Here is a 16229-nt window from a genome sequence, read left to right as displayed (position 1 = left end):
GCGCACCGGCTGCCGGGCGCACACCCGGCAGCGTCCGACACGACACCGCACCAAGCCCCACGAGAACGCCGCCCCGGTCACCGAGAAGGTGACCGGGGCGGCGTCGTCAGCGCAGGGCGCTCAGCTGGTGGTGGGGTAGTGGCGCTCGCCCTCGCCCACGTAGAGCTGGCGGGGGCGGCCGATCTTGGTCTCCGGGTCCTCGATCATCTCGCGCCACTGGGCGATCCAGCCGGGCAGGCGGCCGATCGCGAAGAGCACGGTGAACATCTTCTCCGGGAAGCCCATGGCCTTGTAGATCAGACCCGTGTAGAAGTCCACGTTCGGGTAGAGCTTGCGCTCCACGAAGTAGTCGTCCGCGAGCGCCTTCTCCTCCAGGCCGATGGCCAGGTCCAGCAGCTCGTTGTTGCCGCCCATCTTGGCCAGGACGTCGTGCGCGTAGCCCTTGATGATGCGGGCGCGGGGGTCGTAGTTCTTGTAGACACGGTGCCCGAAGCCCATGAGGCGGACGCCGTCCTCCTTGTTCTTGACCTTCTCCATGAACTCGTCCGCGGAGAGCCCACGGTTCTGGATCTGGTCCAGCATGGCCAGCACGGCCTCGTTGGCGCCGCCGTGCAGCGGGCCGTAGAGGGCGTTGATGCCCGCAGAGACGGACGCGAACATGTTGGCGTGGGAGGAACCCACCAGGCGCACCGTGGAGGTGGAGCAGTTCTGCTCGTGGTCCGCGTGCAGCATGAAGAGGATGTCCAGCGTCTTGGCGACCACGGGATCCACCTCGTAGTCCTCGGCGGGCACACCGAAGCACATGCGCAGGAAGTTCTCCGCGTAGTTGAGGTTGTTGTGGGGGTACAGCTGCGGCTCGCCCACGGACTTCTTGTACGCGTACGCCGCCAGGGTGGGAACCTTTGCGAGCAGGCGGATGGTGGAGATCTCCACGTGCTCCTTGTTGAACGGGTCCAGGGAGTCCGAGTAGAACGTGGACAGCGCGGACACGGCCGAGGACAGCACGGGCATGGGGTGCGCGGAGCGGGGGAAGCCGTTGAAGAACATCTTGATGTCCTCGTGCACCATGGTGTGCGTGGTGATCCGGTGCTGGAAGTCCTCGTACTGCTCACGCGTGGGAAGCTCGCCGTAGATCAGCAGGTAGGCGGTCTCCAGGAAGTTGGAGTGCTCCGCGAGCTCCTCGATGGGGTAGCCGCGGTAGCGCAGGATGCCCTGGGCGCCGTCGATGTAGGTCACCGTGGAGCGCGTGTTCGCGGTGTTCACGAACCCGGGGTCGAAGCTGACGTTGCCGGTCTCCTTGAGCAGCGAGCCGATGCCGTAGCCCTTGTTGCCCTCGGTCACCTCCAGCACGGGGAGGTCCAGGGTCTTGTCCTTGTCGTAGCTCAGTTCCACCTTGCCGGTGTTCTTCTTGGCCTCTGCCATGGTGAGTCCTTCACGGTTTTCTCGGGTGTTCCGCTGATCGGTGTGTACTCGCATGCCGCCACACCGTCGTGGCGGCGGGAGGGCACGGACACCGGACGGGACACGGTGTGATCCTGCTCCAACCTACTCGCTAGTGCGATCCTGATTCCACTTGCCCCGGCGCGCGGGGCCCCCTCAGACCGCCCGTTCCAGGCGCTGCACGGCCGCGGCCATGCGCTCGTCCGTGGCGGTCAGGGACAGCCGGACGAAGCCGTGCCCGGCCTCGCCGTAGAACGTCCCGGGGCCCACCACGATGCCCAGGCGGGCGAAGCGCTCCACAGTGGTCCAGGTGTCCTCCCCCGCCGAGCCCCACAGGTACAGCCCCGCCTCGGAGTGCTCGACGCTCAGCCCGAACGCCTCCACCGCGGGCTTCAGGGCGGCACGACGCTGCCGGTACAGGCTCTTCTGCGCGGCCACGTGGGCAGTGTCCCCCAGGGCCACGCGCATGGCCTCCTGCACGGGGTAGGCCACGATCATCCCCGCGTGCTTGCGGGAGTTGATCAGGGACGGCATGAGCGCGGGGTCTCCGGCGAGGAACGCGGCGCGGTAGCCGGCCAGGTTCGACTGCTTGGACAGGGAGTAGGCGCTGAACAGCAGGGACATGTCCCCGCCGCTGACCCGCGGGTCCAGCACGGAGGGCACGGGCTCCCCGCCCTCCGCAGGATCCCACGCTCCCCAGCCCAGCTCGGCGTAGCACTCGTCGGAGACCACTACGGCACCCTGCGCGCGCGCCTGGTCCACGAGCTCACGCAGCGAGGCGGCGTCGCGCACGATGCCCGTGGGGTTGCCCGGAGAGTTGACCCACACCATGCGCACGCGAGCGCGCACGGAGGGTTCCAGCTCGTCGAGGGAGTCGGCGGCCACGGACTCGGCGCCCGCGAGCCGCGCACCGATGTCGTAGGTGGGGTACGCCACCACGGGACGCACCACCACGTCGCCGGGACCGAGACCCAGCAGCAGGGGCAGCCACGCCACGAGCTCCTTGGAGCCCACGGTGGGCATCACGGCGTCCGGGTCCAGCCCGGGAACACTGCGGCGCTCGGCGTACCACGCGGCCACGGCCTCCCGCAGCGCGGGCGTGCCGTGCGTGGTGGGGTAGCCGGGGGCGTCCGCGGCGGCGGCCAGGGCGTCCTGGACCACGAGCGGTGTGGGATCCACGGGGGTGCCGATGGACAGGTCCACCACACCGTCCGGGTGCTGCTGCGCGAGCTCCCGGTACGGGGCCAGCGCGTTCCACGGGTAGTCGGGCAGGTCCAGGCCGAAGCCGCGCCGCTCGCTCACCGGATCAGTCCTGGTTCTGCGGGGGCAGAGCGGCGATCAGCGGGTGGTCCTTGTGGGTGTTGCCGAGCTTCGCGGCCCCGCCCGGGGAGCCGAGGTCGTCGAAGAACTCCACGTTGGCCTTGTAGTACTCGGCCCACTCCTCGGGGGTGTCGTCCTCGTAGTAGATGGCCTCCACGGGGCACACGGGCTCGCACGCACCGCAGTCCACGCACTCGTCGGGGTGGATGTAGAGCGTGCGCTCACCCTCGTAGATGCAGTCCACGGGGCACTCCTCCACGCATGCCTTGTCCTTGACGTCCACGCAGGGCTGAGCAATCACGTAAGTCACGGGTGACGGACCTTTCCTTCTGTTCCCAAGTTGTCGTTCATTCTAGCGACGGGCTCCCGACGCTACCGCGCCCGCTGACGCACGAGCCAACGGCCCGTCACAATCACGGAGCACATGACGGCGGCGAAGACCACCACGAACCACAGGATGCCCACGATGCCGATCGGGGCCTGCCACGTGGTGACCACCAGTGCGGAGCCCTCCCGCAGGTACGCCCCGGCCCACGCGATCACGTAGGTCACGAGCCCGGGCACCGCCGCGGCCCACACCCGCCGGGTGGAGGTGCCGCACCACACGCTCGCGCTGAGCAGCAGCGCACCGGAGAACACGAGTCCCCACGGCAGCCACCACCCACCCAGGTACCAGATGCCCCCGTGCAGCGCCGTGGCCAGCGCCCCGGCCAGCACGCCCGTGAGCACGGCGGTCAGCACCGACGACGCCGTTCCCGGCCGTTCGCGGACTGCTCCGGTCCCCGCGGGGTCACCGGGTGCGACGGTTTCCCCGTCGATGTCCACCCCGCCAGGGCGCGCGGCCGAGGTGCCGTGCGTGGTCGCGGTGGTTGTGCCGTCCATGCGTCCCGTGACGGCACGCTCCGAGGACCCGGCGGGCACCTGGTCGGCTGGCCCGGTGCGTGCCTGGTCGGCCGCCCAGGGCGCGGCGCGGCGCGGGGTGTCCTGCCCGCTCATGCCGGGTCCCCTCGCAGCAGCCGGAAGGTCTCCGTGGCACTGAAGGTCTGGGGCACGCCGTTGGACATCGTGTACGAGGGATCGGCGGGGTCCTGCGCGAGCACGATCTGCGTGGCGTGCGCGGCCATGGCGGCGCGCTTGACCGCGAGGTTCCCGTGGATCGCGGCCTGGGGACGCGCATCCGCGGGGTCCACCTCGGACTCGATCCCCCACGTCAGGGGCACGCCCCACGGGGGGTACTCGGCGTCGTCGGACGCGGCGGCCCCCTCGACCGCGTGCACGGTGATCCGGTGGGTGGCCACGTGGTCGGGGTGGCCGTAGCCGCCGTCGTCCGCGTAGCTGACCACGGCGTGGGGCCGCAGCGCCCGGATGGCGGCGGCCACGTGGGCCGCGGCCTCCTCCGGGTCCGCGGCCGTCAGAGCGGCCGGGGACACGTCCGCGGCCGGCTGGGCGAAGCCGTCGGGGCCCCAGCTCATGCCGGAGTCCACGTACTTCCCCGCACCGTTGGCGAAGCCCACGGAGGCGTCCAGCGCGGGGGGCTCCCCCGCGTAGAACCGGTCGGTGAGACCCATGGCGGCCGCGGCGTCGTCGAGCTCGGAGATCCGGTACAACCCCAGGGCGGTGCCGTCCGTGTCCGGGCAGCCCGGCTGGCCCACCTCGAGGTGGCGCAGCGCGGGCGGGATGACCTCCCCACGCTCACCGCGCGTCATGGTCAGCAGCACCGTGGTGGCCCCCAGGCCGCTGTAGTGGCCCATGGTGGCCGCGGTGTTGATCGCCTCGTCGTCCGGGTGGGCGTGCACGAACAGCAGACGCGCCCGGGCGGGGTCCACGCCCGCGGGCAGCAGCGTGTCCGCCGCGCCCGCGATGGCGTGTCCCCCGCCCGGGTACTTCGGGTCGACCACGATCAGGCGCGGGCCCGCTGACGGGCGACCTTGAGCCGCTCGTTGGCGTCCAGGACCACCTTGCGGATGCGGATGGCCTCCGGGGTGACCTCCACGCACTCGTCCTCGCGAGCGAACTCGAGGCACTCCTCGAGCGTGAGCTTGCGCGGCGGGGTGAGGTTCTCGAACGTCTCCGAGGAGGCCGCACGCATGTTGGTGAGCTTCTTCTCCTTGGTGATGTTCACGTCCATGTCGTCCGCACGGGAGTTCTCGCCCACGATCATGCCCTCGTACACCTCGGAGGTGGGCTCCACGAAGAACGAGCCGCGCTCCTGCAGGTTGATCATGGCGAACGGGGTCACCACGCCGGCGCGGTCCGCGACCATGGAGCCGTTGGTGCGGTACTCGATCTCCCCGGCCCACGGCTCGTAGCCGTCTGCGTAGGAGGAGGCGATGCCCGCGCCGCGGGTGTCCGTGAGGAACCTGGTGCGGAAGCCGATCAGGCCGCGGGAGGGAACCTTGAACTCCATGCGCACCCAGCCGGTGCCGTGGTTGCTCATGCCCTCCATGCGGCCCTTGCGCCCGGCCATCAGCTGCGTGACCGCACCCAGGTACTCCTCGGGGACGTCGATGGTCATGTGCTCGTAGGGCTCGTGGACCTTGCCGTCCACGGTCTTGGTGACCACCTGGGGCTTGCCCGCGGTGAGCTCGAAGCCCTCGCGGCGCATCTGCTCCACCAGGATGGCCAGCGCGAGCTCGCCACGGCCCTGGACCTCCCACGCGTCCGGACGCTGGGTGGGGAGGATCTTCAGCGAGACGTTGCCGATCAGCTCCTTGTCCAGACGGTCCTTGACCTGGCGGGCCGTGACCTTGGCGCCCTTGACGCGCCCGGCCAGCGGGGAGGTGTTGATGCCGATGGTCATGGAGATCGCGGGATCGTCCACGGTGATCAGGGGCAGCGGCTCCGGGTTCTCCAGGTCCGTGAGGGTCTCACCGATGGTGATGTCCTCGATGCCCGCCACGGCCACGATCTCACCGGGGCCGGCGCTCTCCGCGGGCACGCGGTCCAGGCCCCTGGTGGCCAGCAGCTCGGAGATCCGCACGCTCTTGATGGTGCCGTCCTGGCGCGCCCAGGCCACGGTCTGGCCCTTCTTGAGGGTGCCGTTGAAGATGCGCAGCAGCGCGAGACGGCCCAGGAACGGGGAGGCGTCCAGGTTGGTCACGTGGGCCTGCAGCACGCCCTCGGGGTCGTAGGACGGCGCCGGGATGTGCTCGATGATGGTCTTGAACAGCGGCTCGAGGTCCTCGTTGTCCGGCAGCTCGCCGTTGGCGGGCTGGTCCGTGGAGGCACGCCCGGCCTTGCCGGAGGCGTAGACCACGGGGACGTCCAGCACGGCGTCCAGGTCCAGGTCCGGGTTGTCCTCGGCGATGTCCGAGGCCAGGCCCAGCAGCAGGTCCATGGTGTCGGAGACGACCTCTTCGATGCGGGCATCGGGGCGGTCCACCTTGTTGACCACCACGATCACGGGCAGCTTGGCCTCGAGGGCCTTGCGCAGCACGAAGCGGGTCTGGGGCAGCGGGCCCTCGGAGGCGTCCACGAGCAGCACCACGCCGTCCACCATGGACAGGCCGCGCTCCACCTCGCCGCCGAAGTCCGCGTGGCCCGGGGTGTCGATCACGTTGATGGTGATGGTCTCGCCGTTCGCGGCGGGGCCGTCGTAGAACACCGTGGTGTTCTTGGCGAGGATGGTGATGCCCTTCTCGCGCTCCAGGTCGCCGGAGTCCATGACCCGCTCCTCGACCTCTCCGTGGCTGGAGAACGCGTGCGTCTGCTGGAGCATGGCGTCGACGATGGTGGTCTTGCCGTGGTCAACGTGGGCCACGATGGCCACGTTGCGCAGATCGGCGCGCTGGGCGGTGGTTTCAGACATACACAGTTCTCTCTTCGCGAGTTGAGGCAGAGGGGATCGTGGTGATTCTACTCCCCTCCGTCTGCACGCCCGCGCACGCGTGATGCATCTCTCCGACGACGCCGCCGCCCCGCCCGCCGCACGCGCGCGCCGGTCACCACGTCGCCCCGCCCGCCGTCGCGTGGCCCTCCGGCGCGTGGCGCCGCCCGCGGGGAGCCATGGCAGTGCCCGCGGGCGACGACGCCGCTCAGCCCAGCAGCTCGGGCCGCTCGCGCCGGCGTCCCAGCACGTGCTCGTCCACGAACGCGAGCACGGTCTCGTACCACGTGCGCGCGTTGGCGGGCTTGAGGATCCAGTGCCCCTCGTCCGGGTAGTAGAGGAAGCGGTGGCCCTCGACCCGGGTGCGCTGCTGCAGGTCCGCCCACAGCTCGATGCCCTGGGAGATCGGCACGCGGTAGTCCTTGTCCCCGTGGATCACCAGCAGCGGGACCTCGATGCGCTCCGCGAACCGGTGCGGCGAGTACGTGGCGGCCTGGGAGGGTCCCATGGCCTCGCGCCACTGCGTGTTGTCCGTGGTGGCGCCCATGGTGTCCAGGTTCCACAGGGAGGCGTGCGTGACGATGCAGCGGAACCGGTCCCCCGTCTGCGTGGCCACCCAGTTGGCCATGTACCCGCCGTAGGACCCGCCCATCAGGGCCTGCCGCTGCGGGTCGATGTCCGGGCGTTCGGTGGCGGCCTCGGTCAGGGCCATGACGTCCGTGAACGGCGCCCCGCCCAGCTCCTGCTGACCGCGGTCGATCATGGCCTGGCCGTAGCCCGTGGAGATCGCCGGGTCCGGCAGCAGCACCGCGTAGCCCGCGGCCACGAACGGCCACGGGTTCCAGCGCCAGCTCCACTGGTTGTTGGAGCCCCAGGGCCCGCCGTGGACGGACACGAGCAGGGGGTGGGGTGCGGCGTCGTCGTCCGCGTGCGGCAGGGCGAGCCACGCGCGGACCTGTGTGCCGTCCTCACCGGTGGCGGTGACCTCCTCGACCCGGCCCGGCACGGTGTCCTCGGGGACGAGCCCGGCCACCGGTGCGGGCTCCTGCGCGCCCGTCAAGGGCCACCGCACGAGCTCGGAGGGGTGCGTGTAGCTCGCGCGCAGCCCCACGATCTGCTCCCCCGCCGGTGCCACCGCCGAGTACGTCCAGTCCTGGTCCGCGCCCCCGGCGATGGTCTCCACGCGGGTTCGCCCACCCCGCGGGCAGTGCACCCGCAGCACGATGCCGCGGCCGCGGTGGTCGGAGGTGCACACGAAGCTCTCGTCGTCGATCCACCGGGGCTCCTGCGCCCAGTGATCGTCCGCGGGCACCACCTCGGTCTCCTCGCCGCTCGCGACGTCGTGCAGCCACACGGACACCGCCATGCTCACGCCCTCGCGCCACAGCCGCTGGCGCCCGAGCAGCACGCGCGTTCCGTCCGGGCTCACGGCCGCGGGCGCCCACATCTCCGCCTCGTCGGTGTCGTGCAGCAGGACGGCCTCGTCCCCGTGCTCGGGTGCCACCGGCAGCCGCCACAGCTGCGAGCGCTGCGTGCCCGCGGGCAGCAGCGTGGAGATCTCCGCGAGCACCCAGGTGCCGTCCGGGGCCACCGAGAACTCGCCCAGCCGCCCCTCCGGCAGCTCGACCCGGTGCACGGAGGCCGCCGGGTCCGCGCCCTCGGCCACGGCCGCGGTGTCCAGGAACCACAGTGCGTCGTCCGCGGCGGGGAGGTCGTGGTCCCAGTACCGGAACGGGGCACTGTCGTAGAGGATCCCGCTCACACCGGTCTCGTCGCGGCGGTCGTGGATCTCGCGGTTGCGCGCGAACTCGTCCTGCGCGCCGCGCGCCGCGGGGTACAGACCGGAGACGAAGAACAGCCGGTCCCCGCCGAGCTCGAGGCTCGAGATCCCCTCCGGGGCGTCCAGGACCATGCGCGCCTCGCCGTGCTCGGGCAGCAGCCACAGCCGCGTGCGCTTGTCCTCGTCACCGGCCACGGGCCGCTCGCTGGTGAACCACACCGCGCCCGACGCCCCCGGGCGCACCTCCTGCACGCCGTGGTCCCCGTGGGTCAGCTGCACGGGCGCACCGTCCCGGGGCACTGCCCACGGGTGGGTGACGTAGCGCTTGCCGTCGGAGGAGAGCTCCTGCCGCAGGGCGAGCACGGGTCCGTCCCGGTGCGCCACCAGGCCGGTCAGTCGGGGAACGGTCACGAGCTGCTCGGGGAGCGAGTAACGGGAAGTCATGTGTCGTACATTACAGACGGCCGCACCCGCCCGCGGTCCTCGCGGGCCCGCCCACCGCGCTACCGTGACCCAGGATCCCCACCACCGAGCAGCGAGGAGCGCACGGCATGAGCACGCAGAAGGGCACCCTGGGCTGGGCCCTGCGGGTCACCGTGCCCGTGGCCATGGGGTACCTGCCCCTGGGAATGGCCTTCGGCGCGTACTCGGTGTCCCTGGGCTTCGCGCCCTACCTCGCTCCGCTGACCGCCCTGGTGGTCTTCGCCGGGTCCATCGAGTTCCTGCTGGTGGGGCTCGTGGCCGCCGGGGCCGGATTGGCGCAGATCGCCGTGACCACCCTGCTGGTCAACGCGCGCCACGTGTTCTACGGCTTCTCCTACCCCACGCACCTGCTGCGCTCCCCGTTCGCGAAGTTCTACGGGCCCTACGCGCTCACGGACGAGGCCTACGCCCTGATCAACAGCGGGGTGCACCCCACCACCCAGCACCAGCTGCTGCTGGTCCAGGGGGTCTCACACTTCTACTGGGTGCTCGGCGCGGCCGTGGGCGCCCTCGCCGGCGGGCTCGTCCCGGAGTCCTTCGACGGGTTCGACTTCGCCCTCACCGGCCTGTTCGCCCTGCTCTTCGTGGGTGCCATCACCGCCGCGACCCAGCGGGTCAAGATCCTCGCGGCCGCCCTGCTCTCCATCGGCGTGGGCCTGCTGCTGCCGCGCAGCATCTTCCTGCTGGGCGCCATGCTCTGCTACGCCGTGCTGTGCGTCCTGATGGTGCGGCATCCGCGCCGGGGCACGACGCCGCGCGGTGCCGAGAGCGGGGCGTGACGTGATCGCCGCCCTGCTCGTGTGCGCCGCCGTGACGTTCGCCCTGCGCTTCCTCCCCATGCAGGTGGCCCACCGCTACCGGGACCGCGAGGACCTCCGGGAACTCTCCACGCTGCTGCCTGCCGGACTCATGCTGATCCTCGTGGCCTACACGCTGCTGGAGGCGGACTCCGGGGTGCAGCTGAGCCGGCTCGTCCTCGCCGCGGTCGTGGCCGTGCTGGTGAACCTGGGCTCCAGGAACTTCCTGCTGGGCTTCCTCGCGGGCTTTGCGGCTTACTCCCTGAGCGGGCTGGCACTGGGCTGAATAGGAAAAGAACTGTTTTCCTAATAGCGCAAGCGGCCAATTTTTTTACTGAGGCACGCCTTACCGGGATTAGAAAACAATGCCGTGCCGTAAGGTAAAACTTACTAGCCAACGATCAAAACTGCCTTTAGTGTTCTTTTCAACACGACCGACAGTACGAGCACCCCTCGAGTCACAGGAGAAGATCATGGCCACTCTCACCGCTGTTTCCGCCTGCACCGCCACCGGCTGCGCCTTCAACGACAACGGCTGCACCGCGCCCGCCATCACGGTGGGCGGCCAGGGCGCCACCGCGTCCTGCACCACGTTCATCTCCCTCGACGCCCGCGGCGGGCTGCCCACGGCCAACGGCCAGGTGGGTGCGTGCCAGCGCCTCGAGTGCGCACACAACAAGGACCTGCTGTGCACCGCCTCCTCCATCGAGGTCACCGCGGACGCCAACTGCAGCAGCTACGAGGCCGAGTAGGCCGTTCTGCGCCGGAGCACTCCGGCGCCCCCGGTCCCAGGACCTCACCCATGACGAAAGACCGCGGATCTGCCGATCCACGGTCTTTCGTCATTTTCCCTGCTGCCCGGTGGACACCGGACTCAGGCGGCCACACCCGCCCCGAGCAGGGTGGACACACTCGCCGTGAGCCCCTCCGGGGACGTGCGCCCCCGCTCGAACGGCACGAAGTAGACACTGGTCACCCGTGCGCCGTGGCGCAGCACGGTGATCCCGGTGAGGTCCACGTCCACGATGAAGTCCCGCTCCACCGTGTGGGCGCAGCCACCCGTGGACGGCTTCTGCGTGAGCAGGTGCGCGGGGATCCAGCCGTTCTCAGCGGCATCGCACAGACCCGCCAGGTCCACGCGATCCACGTCCATGGCGGCGTCCAGACCCGAGGACTCCACCTCGCGGCACACGTCACCCGGTGCGGCCCCGATCGTGCCGTGGTGCACCACCAGTTCCCGCTGCTCCACCGGCGTGACCCCGGACCCGTCGTGGAGCACCACGCGCTCGGCCTCGAGCACGGCCAGCCGCCCGTTCGGGGCCCCGGCCACGGCCGCCACGAGCTCGGGGATCTCCCCCGTGCCCACGAGCAGCTCCGCGTCCAGCGGGTCCAGCCACTCCAGCCGCGCGAGCAGGTGCGCGCTCGCCGCCACGATGCGCACGTCCGGCTCCGGGGCCACCTTGGTGACGTCCATGCGAACCTCCACCGGCTCGCCGGTGACGAGCACCGCGGGATCCATCTCCTGCGGGTCCACGGTGACCGCGAGGACCAGTTCCCCGCTGCGGGTGAGGCCATGCGCCACCGAGTCCAGCACGGGCTGGCCCGGTACGCGGTACGCCACCACCTGGGCCTCACCGGCACCCGAGAGCATCCGGTGGGCGAGGGAGACAGCACGCTCCCGCACCCCCGTCCGTGCCCCGCTGTTGCTTGGACCCACGACCGCCCCGCTCTCCTCGACTTCGAAACTTAGGAAAGCCTAACCTCCGCCGGGGCCCGAACGGAAGCCGAAACGGGCAATTTGGTCAGATTTTTCTGACCTAAATGGGCGTGGTGCTCGTCACGTGCGTTCCGATAGCATCGCAGGATGCTGACGAGTACCCGCCACCGCTCCGCATCCGCCGCGCGCACGTCACTGGCGCTGGGGGCCGCTGCGCTGCTCGTGCTCGCGGGTTGCTCCTCGCCCTCCGAGAGCCCCGGCACCCCGGCGGCGAGCGGAGAAGCCGGCGGGGCGGCGTCGTCATCCGCGCAGGGCGGGGCCACGCACCCGAGCGGACCGGGGAAGGGACCCGAGTGCCCGGAGGACACGTGCATGAGCCTCGCGGTCTCCGGGGACCTGCTGCTGCACGAGGGGCTGTGGAGCCGTTTCGCGGTGGACCCCGCCACGCACGACGGCGCGAACTTCGACTTCGCTCCCCTGTTCGCGCACCAGAAGCCCTACCTCGCGAACGCGGACGTGGCGGTGTGCCAGGCGGAGACGCCCGTGGCCCGGGCCGGCGGTCCGTACACGGCCTACCCGGAGTTCAACGTGCCCCCGGAGATCCTGCGGGCCGCGAAGGACGCCGGCTACGACGCCTGCACGTCCGCGAGCAACCACGCGGTGGACCAGGGCGTCGAGGGCGTGGAGCGCACCATCTCCACCATGGACGCCGCGGGGCTGCAGCACACGGGCAGCTACGCGAGCGAGCGGGACGCCGAGCAGCCCATGATCGTGGACACGCCCACCGGCCGGCTGGCGGTGGTCACGGGCACCAACAGCCTCAACGAGAAGCCCCAGGACACCCCGTGGCGCATCGACCGTCTGCGGGACGGCGCGGACCCGCGGATCGGCAAGGACACCGCACGGGCGGACGTGGACCACGCGGTGGCGCAGGCGCGCAGGGCCCGCGAGCAGGGCGCGGACGTGGTGGTGGCTGCCATGCACTCGATCATCGAGTACACGGACACCGCGGACGAGTACCAGCAACGCACCGCGCACGCGCTCGCGGACTCCGGGGCCTTCGACGCCGTGTACGGCCACGGTTCCCACAGTGTGCAGCCGGTGGAGAACCACCACGGCACGTGGATCGTCTACGGGGTGGGCAACAACGTGACGGAGACCGCCCCGCCCGTGAACGAGAGCAACAACCAGGGGATCCTGGCCCGGTTCCAGTTCGCCCGCGGCGGGGACGGGACGTGGCGCGTGAGCGACCTCGCGTGGGCCCCGAGCTCCAACACCCGGGGTGGGGACTACGCGTGGTGCCCCGTGGCGTCGGACGCCCCCGCGGGCGTGTGCCGCTCGCAAGCCGAGGACCGCGCGATCCGCGAGCGCATCGCGGGCATCGTCTCCACCGGCTCCGCCCGGGAGCACGGGCTGCACGAGTGGAAGCTCAGCGAGGACCGCGCGGGCTGACCCCCGGGCACCCCTGAACCCGCTCGGGCACCCTGGACCCCTGCGGGCGCCCGGGCGCTTTTCCATCCCCACCCGCGCCCGCTGGTCCGGTGGTGTCGCGTCCATGGGTCCGCCTCCGAGCGGGGGCGCCTTGTCCAGCCGGCCGACAGGAGGGGCGCGTCCCTGGGTCCGCCTCCGAGCACTGCACACCACTGGCGCGGCCCACCGCCCGGCCGGCCGGCTGGGCAGGTGTAACGCTCGTGGAACCGGACCGGCCCGGCTCCCTGTGCGGGGAGCCGGGCCGTTGCCGACAGGAGCGCGAGGGCGTCAGCCCTGCACGCCGAGCTTCTCCAGGATGATCTGGCGCACGCGACCGGCGTCCGCCTGACCGCGCGTGGCCTTCATGACGGGTCCGATCAGGGCGCCCACGGCCTGCACCTTGCCGCCCTTGATCTTCTCCACGACGTCCGGCATCTGGGCCATGGCGTCGTCCACCGCGGTGGACAGGGCGCCGTCGTCGGAGACGACCGCGAGGCCGCGGGCCTCCACGACCTCCGCGGGGGTGCCCTCGCCCTCGACCACGAAGCCGAGGACCTTCTTGGCCAGCTTGTCGTTGATCTTGCCCTCGGAGATCAGACCGTCCAGTTCCACCACGTGGGCGGGGGTCACGGGCAGCTCGGCGATCTCCACCTCGCGCTGCTTGGCCAGGCGGGCGATCTCGCCCATCCACCACTTGCGGGCCACCGCCGCGGTGGCACCCGCCGCGATGGTCTGCTCGATCTGGTCCAGCACGCCCGCGTTCACCACGTCCCGGAACTCCTCGTCCGAGTAGCCCCAGTCCGCCTTGAGCCGCTTGCGGCGCTCGGCGGGCGGCTCGGGCAGCGTGGCCCGGATCTCCTCGATCCACTCCGCGGTGGTCACCACGGGCACGAGGTCAGGCTCGGGGAAGTAGCGGTAGTCGTCCGCGTCCGACTTGGGACGGCCCGCGGTGGTGGAGCGGGTGTCCTCGTGCCAGAAGCGGGTTTCCTGCGTGACCTTCTCCCCGGCGGAGAGCACCGCGGCGTGGCGCTGGATCTCGTAGCGCACGGTGCGCTCGACGGCGCGCAGGGAGTTCACGTTCTTGGTCTCGGAGCGCGTGCCGAATTCCGTGGCGCCCTTGGGCATCAGGGAGACGTTCGCGTCGCAGCGCACGTTGCCGCGCTCCATGCGGGCGTCCGAGATGCCGAGGTTCTTCACGATCTCGCGGATCGCGGCCACGTAGGCGCGGGCCAGTTCCGGCGCCCGCTCCCCCGCACCCTCGATGGGCTTGGTGACGATCTCGATCAGGGGCACGCCGGCGCGGTTGTAGTCCACCAGGGAGTACTGGGCGTTCTGGATGCGCCCGGCGTCACCGCCCATGTGCGTCAGCTTCCCGGCGTCCTCCTCCATGTGGGCGCGCTCGATCTCCACCCGGAACTCCGTGCCGTCCTCCAGCTCCAGGTCCAGGTAGCCCTCGTACGCGATGGGCTCGTCGAACTGGGAGGTCTGGAAGTTCTTGGGCGTGTCCGGGTAGAAGTAGTTCTTGCGGGCGAAGTGGCACTTCTCGGCGATCGAGCAGTTCAGCGCGAGGCCCAGCTTGATCGCGGACTCCACGGCCTTGCCGTTGACCACGGGCAGCACACCGGGCAGCCCCAGGGACACCGGGGTGGTGTTGGTGTTGGGCTCGTCCCCGAACACGTTGGGGGCGGCGTCGAACATCTTGGTCCTCGTGTTCAGCTCCACGTGCACCTCGAACCCCAGCACGGGGTCGAAGCGCTCGAGGGCCTCCTCGAAGGACAGCACGTCCTGGCTCATCACTTGCCTCCCTGCGCGGCGGTGGCCGCAAAGTCACGAACGGTCCCGGCCACGTCCCCGCGGTGCTGCCACAGCGGGCCGCCCCACTGCTCGGCGAGTAGCCGCTCGAGCCCCGCACCGGCGCGGTACACGCGGGCGTCCTCGCGGGCCGGTGCCATGAACTGGATGCCCACGGGCAGCCCGTCCTCCGGTGCCAGCCCACCGGGCAACGAGATCGCGGGGATCCCGGCCAGATTGGTGGGGATCGTGGCGATGTCGTTGAGGTACATCCGCATGGGGTCCGCGGACTCGTCCACGCCGCCGATGTCGAACGCGGTGGTGGGGGCGGTGGGCGAGATCAGCACGTCGGCCGTCTCGAACGCCGCCGCGAAGTCGCGCTGCACCAGGGTGCGCACCTGCTGGGCCGAGCCGTAGTAGGCGTCGTAGTACCCGGCGGACAGCGCGTACGTGCCCAGGATGATGCGGCGCTTGACCTCGTCCCCGAAGCCCGCGGCGCGCGAGGCGCCCATGACCTTCTCGATGGTCGGCGTGCCCTCGGGCGTGACGCGCAGACCGAAGCGGACGCCGTCGTACTTCGCCAGGTTGGAGGAGACCTCGGAGGACATGATCAGGTAGTAGGCGCCCAGCGCGTACTGGAAGTTGGGGGTCTCCACCTCCACGATCTCCGCGCCGGCACCGCGCAGCAGCTCGAGGGACTCCTCGAAGCGCTGCTGCACGCCGGCCTGGAAGCCCTCGCCCGTGAGCTGCTTGACCACGCCCACGCGCAGGCCCTTGAGCCCGCCGTCCGCAGCACCGGCCCGTGCGGCCTGCGCGTAGCCGCCCACGGGATCCGGCAGCGAGGTGGAGTCCGCGGGGTCGTGGCCGCCCACGACCTCGTGCAGCAGGGCGGCGTCGAGCACCGTGCGCGAGCACGGGCCCACCTGGTCCAGCGAGGACGCCATGGCGATCACGCCGTAGCGGGAGACCGAGCCGTAGGTGGGCTTCACGCCCACGGTGCCGGTCACGGCGGCGGGCTGGCGGATGGAGCCGCCGGTGTCCGTGCCCAGGGCCAGCGGAGCCTGGAACGCGGAGACCGCCGCAGCCGAGCCGCCCCCGGAGCCGCCGGGGATCTTGGTCAGGTCCCACGGGTTGCGGGTGGGTCCGAACGCGGAGTGCTCCGTGGAGGAGCCCATGGCGAACTCGTCCAGGTTGGTCTTGCCCAGGATGGGCATCCGGGCCGCGCGCAGCTTGCGTGTCACGGTGCCGTCGTAGGGGCTCATGAAGCCCTCGAGCATCCGGGAGGCCGCCGTGGTGGGCTGGCCCTTGGTGACGATGAGGTCCTTGACCGCGACCGGCACACCGGCCAGCTCGGGCAGCTCCTCGCCCTTCGCGCGGGCCTCGTCCACCTCGCGGGCGACGCGCAGCGCCTCTTCGGTGTTGCGGTGCAGGAAGGCGTTCAGCCCGTCCGTGCCGCGGGAACGGTCCTCGGTGTCCAGTGCCGCGCCGTCCGTGGCGTCGATCTGGTCCAGGTGCGCCTGCACGGCCTCCACCGAGGACACCTCACCGGAGGCCACCTTCGCCGCGAGATCGGCGGCGGAGAGTTCGATGATCTGCTCGCTCATG

The 16229-nt window shown here is 71.0% G+C and carries 14 protein-coding genes; 4 read left to right on the top strand and 10 right to left on the bottom strand.

The features are described from left to right. Positions 1-120: 120 nt before the first annotated feature. The 7 genes from DNL27_RS04670 to DNL27_RS04640 form a co-directional block, all read right to left on the bottom strand. Positions 121-1422, bottom strand: coding sequence for a citrate synthase (locus DNL27_RS04670; RefSeq protein WP_081431585.1), 1302 nt, complete (start codon positions 1420-1422; stop codon positions 121-123). Positions 1423-1596: 174 nt separating this feature from the next. Beyond that, complete coding sequence (dapC, locus tag DNL27_RS04665) at positions 1597-2742, bottom strand: succinyldiaminopimelate transaminase (protein WP_112234843.1); 1146 nt, start codon at positions 2740-2742, stop codon at positions 1597-1599. A gap of 4 nt (positions 2743-2746) precedes the next feature. Next, positions 2747-3070 (bottom strand): ferredoxin, encoded by a 324-nt coding sequence (gene fdxA / locus DNL27_RS04660; protein WP_012397892.1) that lies wholly within the window; start codon positions 3068-3070, stop codon positions 2747-2749. A gap of 62 nt (positions 3071-3132) precedes the next feature. Further along, positions 3133-3756 carry a hypothetical protein gene (locus DNL27_RS04655; RefSeq protein WP_112234842.1) on the bottom strand — a complete coding sequence of 208 codons (624 nt, stop codon included), beginning with the start codon at positions 3754-3756 and terminating at the stop codon, positions 3133-3135. Further along, complete coding sequence (locus DNL27_RS04650; RefSeq protein WP_239494455.1) at positions 3753-4658, bottom strand: PIG-L family deacetylase; 906 nt, start codon at positions 4656-4658, stop codon at positions 3753-3755. Before DNL27_RS04650 ends, DNL27_RS04655 begins: the two co-directional genes overlap by 4 nt. Positions 4659-4660: 2 nt before the next feature. Beyond that, positions 4661-6568: a translational GTPase TypA gene (gene typA, locus DNL27_RS04645; RefSeq protein WP_112234841.1), complete on the bottom strand. Its 1908-nt coding sequence runs from the start codon at positions 6566-6568 to the stop codon at positions 4661-4663. A 226-nt stretch (positions 6569-6794) separates the two neighbouring features. Next, positions 6795-8810, bottom strand: a complete 2016-nt coding sequence (locus DNL27_RS04640; RefSeq protein WP_112234840.1) for a S9 family peptidase — start codon at positions 8808-8810, stop codon at positions 6795-6797. A 107-nt stretch (positions 8811-8917) separates the two neighbouring features. On the opposite strand from DNL27_RS04640, the gene DNL27_RS04635 reads away from it, so the two are divergent. The 3 genes from DNL27_RS04635 to DNL27_RS04625 all read left to right on the top strand — a co-directional run bounded on the left by DNL27_RS04635 (position 8918) and on the right by DNL27_RS04625 (position 10398). Beyond that, complete coding sequence (locus DNL27_RS04635; protein WP_112234839.1) at positions 8918-9628, top strand: AzlC family ABC transporter permease; 711 nt, start codon at positions 8918-8920, stop codon at positions 9626-9628. A gap of 1 nt (position 9629) precedes the next feature. Next, positions 9630-9932, top strand: coding sequence for an AzlD domain-containing protein (locus tag DNL27_RS04630; protein ID WP_058956187.1), 303 nt, complete (start codon positions 9630-9632; stop codon positions 9930-9932). Between the two features lie 187 nt (positions 9933-10119). Then, positions 10120-10398 carry a DUF1540 domain-containing protein gene (locus DNL27_RS04625; protein WP_058956186.1) on the top strand — a complete coding sequence of 93 codons (279 nt, stop codon included), beginning with the start codon at positions 10120-10122 and terminating at the stop codon, positions 10396-10398. 122 nt (positions 10399-10520) lie between these two features. Here the strand turns inward: DNL27_RS04625 and DNL27_RS04620 are convergent, their stop codons facing one another. Beyond that, the gene (locus DNL27_RS04620) at positions 10521-11330 is read right to left on the bottom strand and encodes a hypothetical protein (RefSeq protein WP_239494454.1); all 810 of its coding nucleotides are present in this window, start codon (positions 11328-11330) and stop codon (positions 10521-10523) included. Positions 11331-11510: 180 nt separating this feature from the next. On the opposite strand from DNL27_RS04620, the gene DNL27_RS04615 reads away from it, so the two are divergent. Further along, complete coding sequence (locus DNL27_RS04615; protein WP_112234837.1) at positions 11511-12815, top strand: CapA family protein; 1305 nt, start codon at positions 11511-11513, stop codon at positions 12813-12815. 306 nt (positions 12816-13121) lie between these two features. Here the strand turns inward: DNL27_RS04615 and gatB are convergent, their stop codons facing one another. Together gatB and gatA are read right to left on the bottom strand one after the other, a co-directional pair. Next, positions 13122-14627 carry an Asp-tRNA(Asn)/Glu-tRNA(Gln) amidotransferase subunit GatB gene (gene gatB, locus DNL27_RS04610; RefSeq protein ID WP_012397882.1) on the bottom strand — a complete coding sequence of 502 codons (1506 nt, stop codon included), beginning with the start codon at positions 14625-14627 and terminating at the stop codon, positions 13122-13124. Beyond that, the gene (gene gatA, locus DNL27_RS04605; protein ID WP_226905914.1) at positions 14627-16228 is read right to left on the bottom strand and encodes an Asp-tRNA(Asn)/Glu-tRNA(Gln) amidotransferase subunit GatA; all 1602 of its coding nucleotides are present in this window, start codon (positions 16226-16228) and stop codon (positions 14627-14629) included. Before gatA ends, gatB begins: the two co-directional genes overlap by 1 nt. Position 16229 lies beyond the last annotated feature (1 nt).

This window comes from Kocuria sp. BT304, assembly GCF_003290245.1.
Taxonomy (GTDB): Bacteria; Actinomycetota; Actinomycetes; order Actinomycetales; family Micrococcaceae; genus Kocuria; species Kocuria rhizophila_A.
Note: the sequence above shows the minus strand (reverse complement) of the source record. Positions and strands in the feature narration are given on the sequence as shown.

Coding starts and splice junctions, on each gene's coding strand:
- gatA (WP_226905914.1), bottom strand. CDS start 16,228: ATGAGCGAGCAGATCATCGAACTCTCCGCCGCCGATCTCGCGGCGAAG.
- typA (WP_112234841.1), bottom strand. CDS start 6,568: ATGTCTGAAACCACCGCCCAGCGCGCCGATCTGCGCAACGTGGCCATC.
- gatB (WP_012397882.1), bottom strand. CDS start 14,627: ATGAGCCAGGACGTGCTGTCCTTCGAGGAGGCCCTCGAGCGCTTCGAC.
- DNL27_RS04635 (WP_112234839.1), top strand. CDS start 8,918: ATGAGCACGCAGAAGGGCACCCTGGGCTGGGCCCTGCGGGTCACCGTG.
- DNL27_RS04615 (WP_112234837.1), top strand. CDS start 11,511: ATGCTGACGAGTACCCGCCACCGCTCCGCATCCGCCGCGCGCACGTCA.
- DNL27_RS04655 (WP_112234842.1), bottom strand. CDS start 3,756: ATGAGCGGGCAGGACACCCCGCGCCGCGCCGCGCCCTGGGCGGCCGAC.
- DNL27_RS04625 (WP_058956186.1), top strand. CDS start 10,120: ATGGCCACTCTCACCGCTGTTTCCGCCTGCACCGCCACCGGCTGCGCC.
- DNL27_RS04670 (WP_081431585.1), bottom strand. CDS start 1,422: ATGGCAGAGGCCAAGAAGAACACCGGCAAGGTGGAACTGAGCTACGAC.
- DNL27_RS04640 (WP_112234840.1), bottom strand. CDS start 8,810: ATGACTTCCCGTTACTCGCTCCCCGAGCAGCTCGTGACCGTTCCCCGA.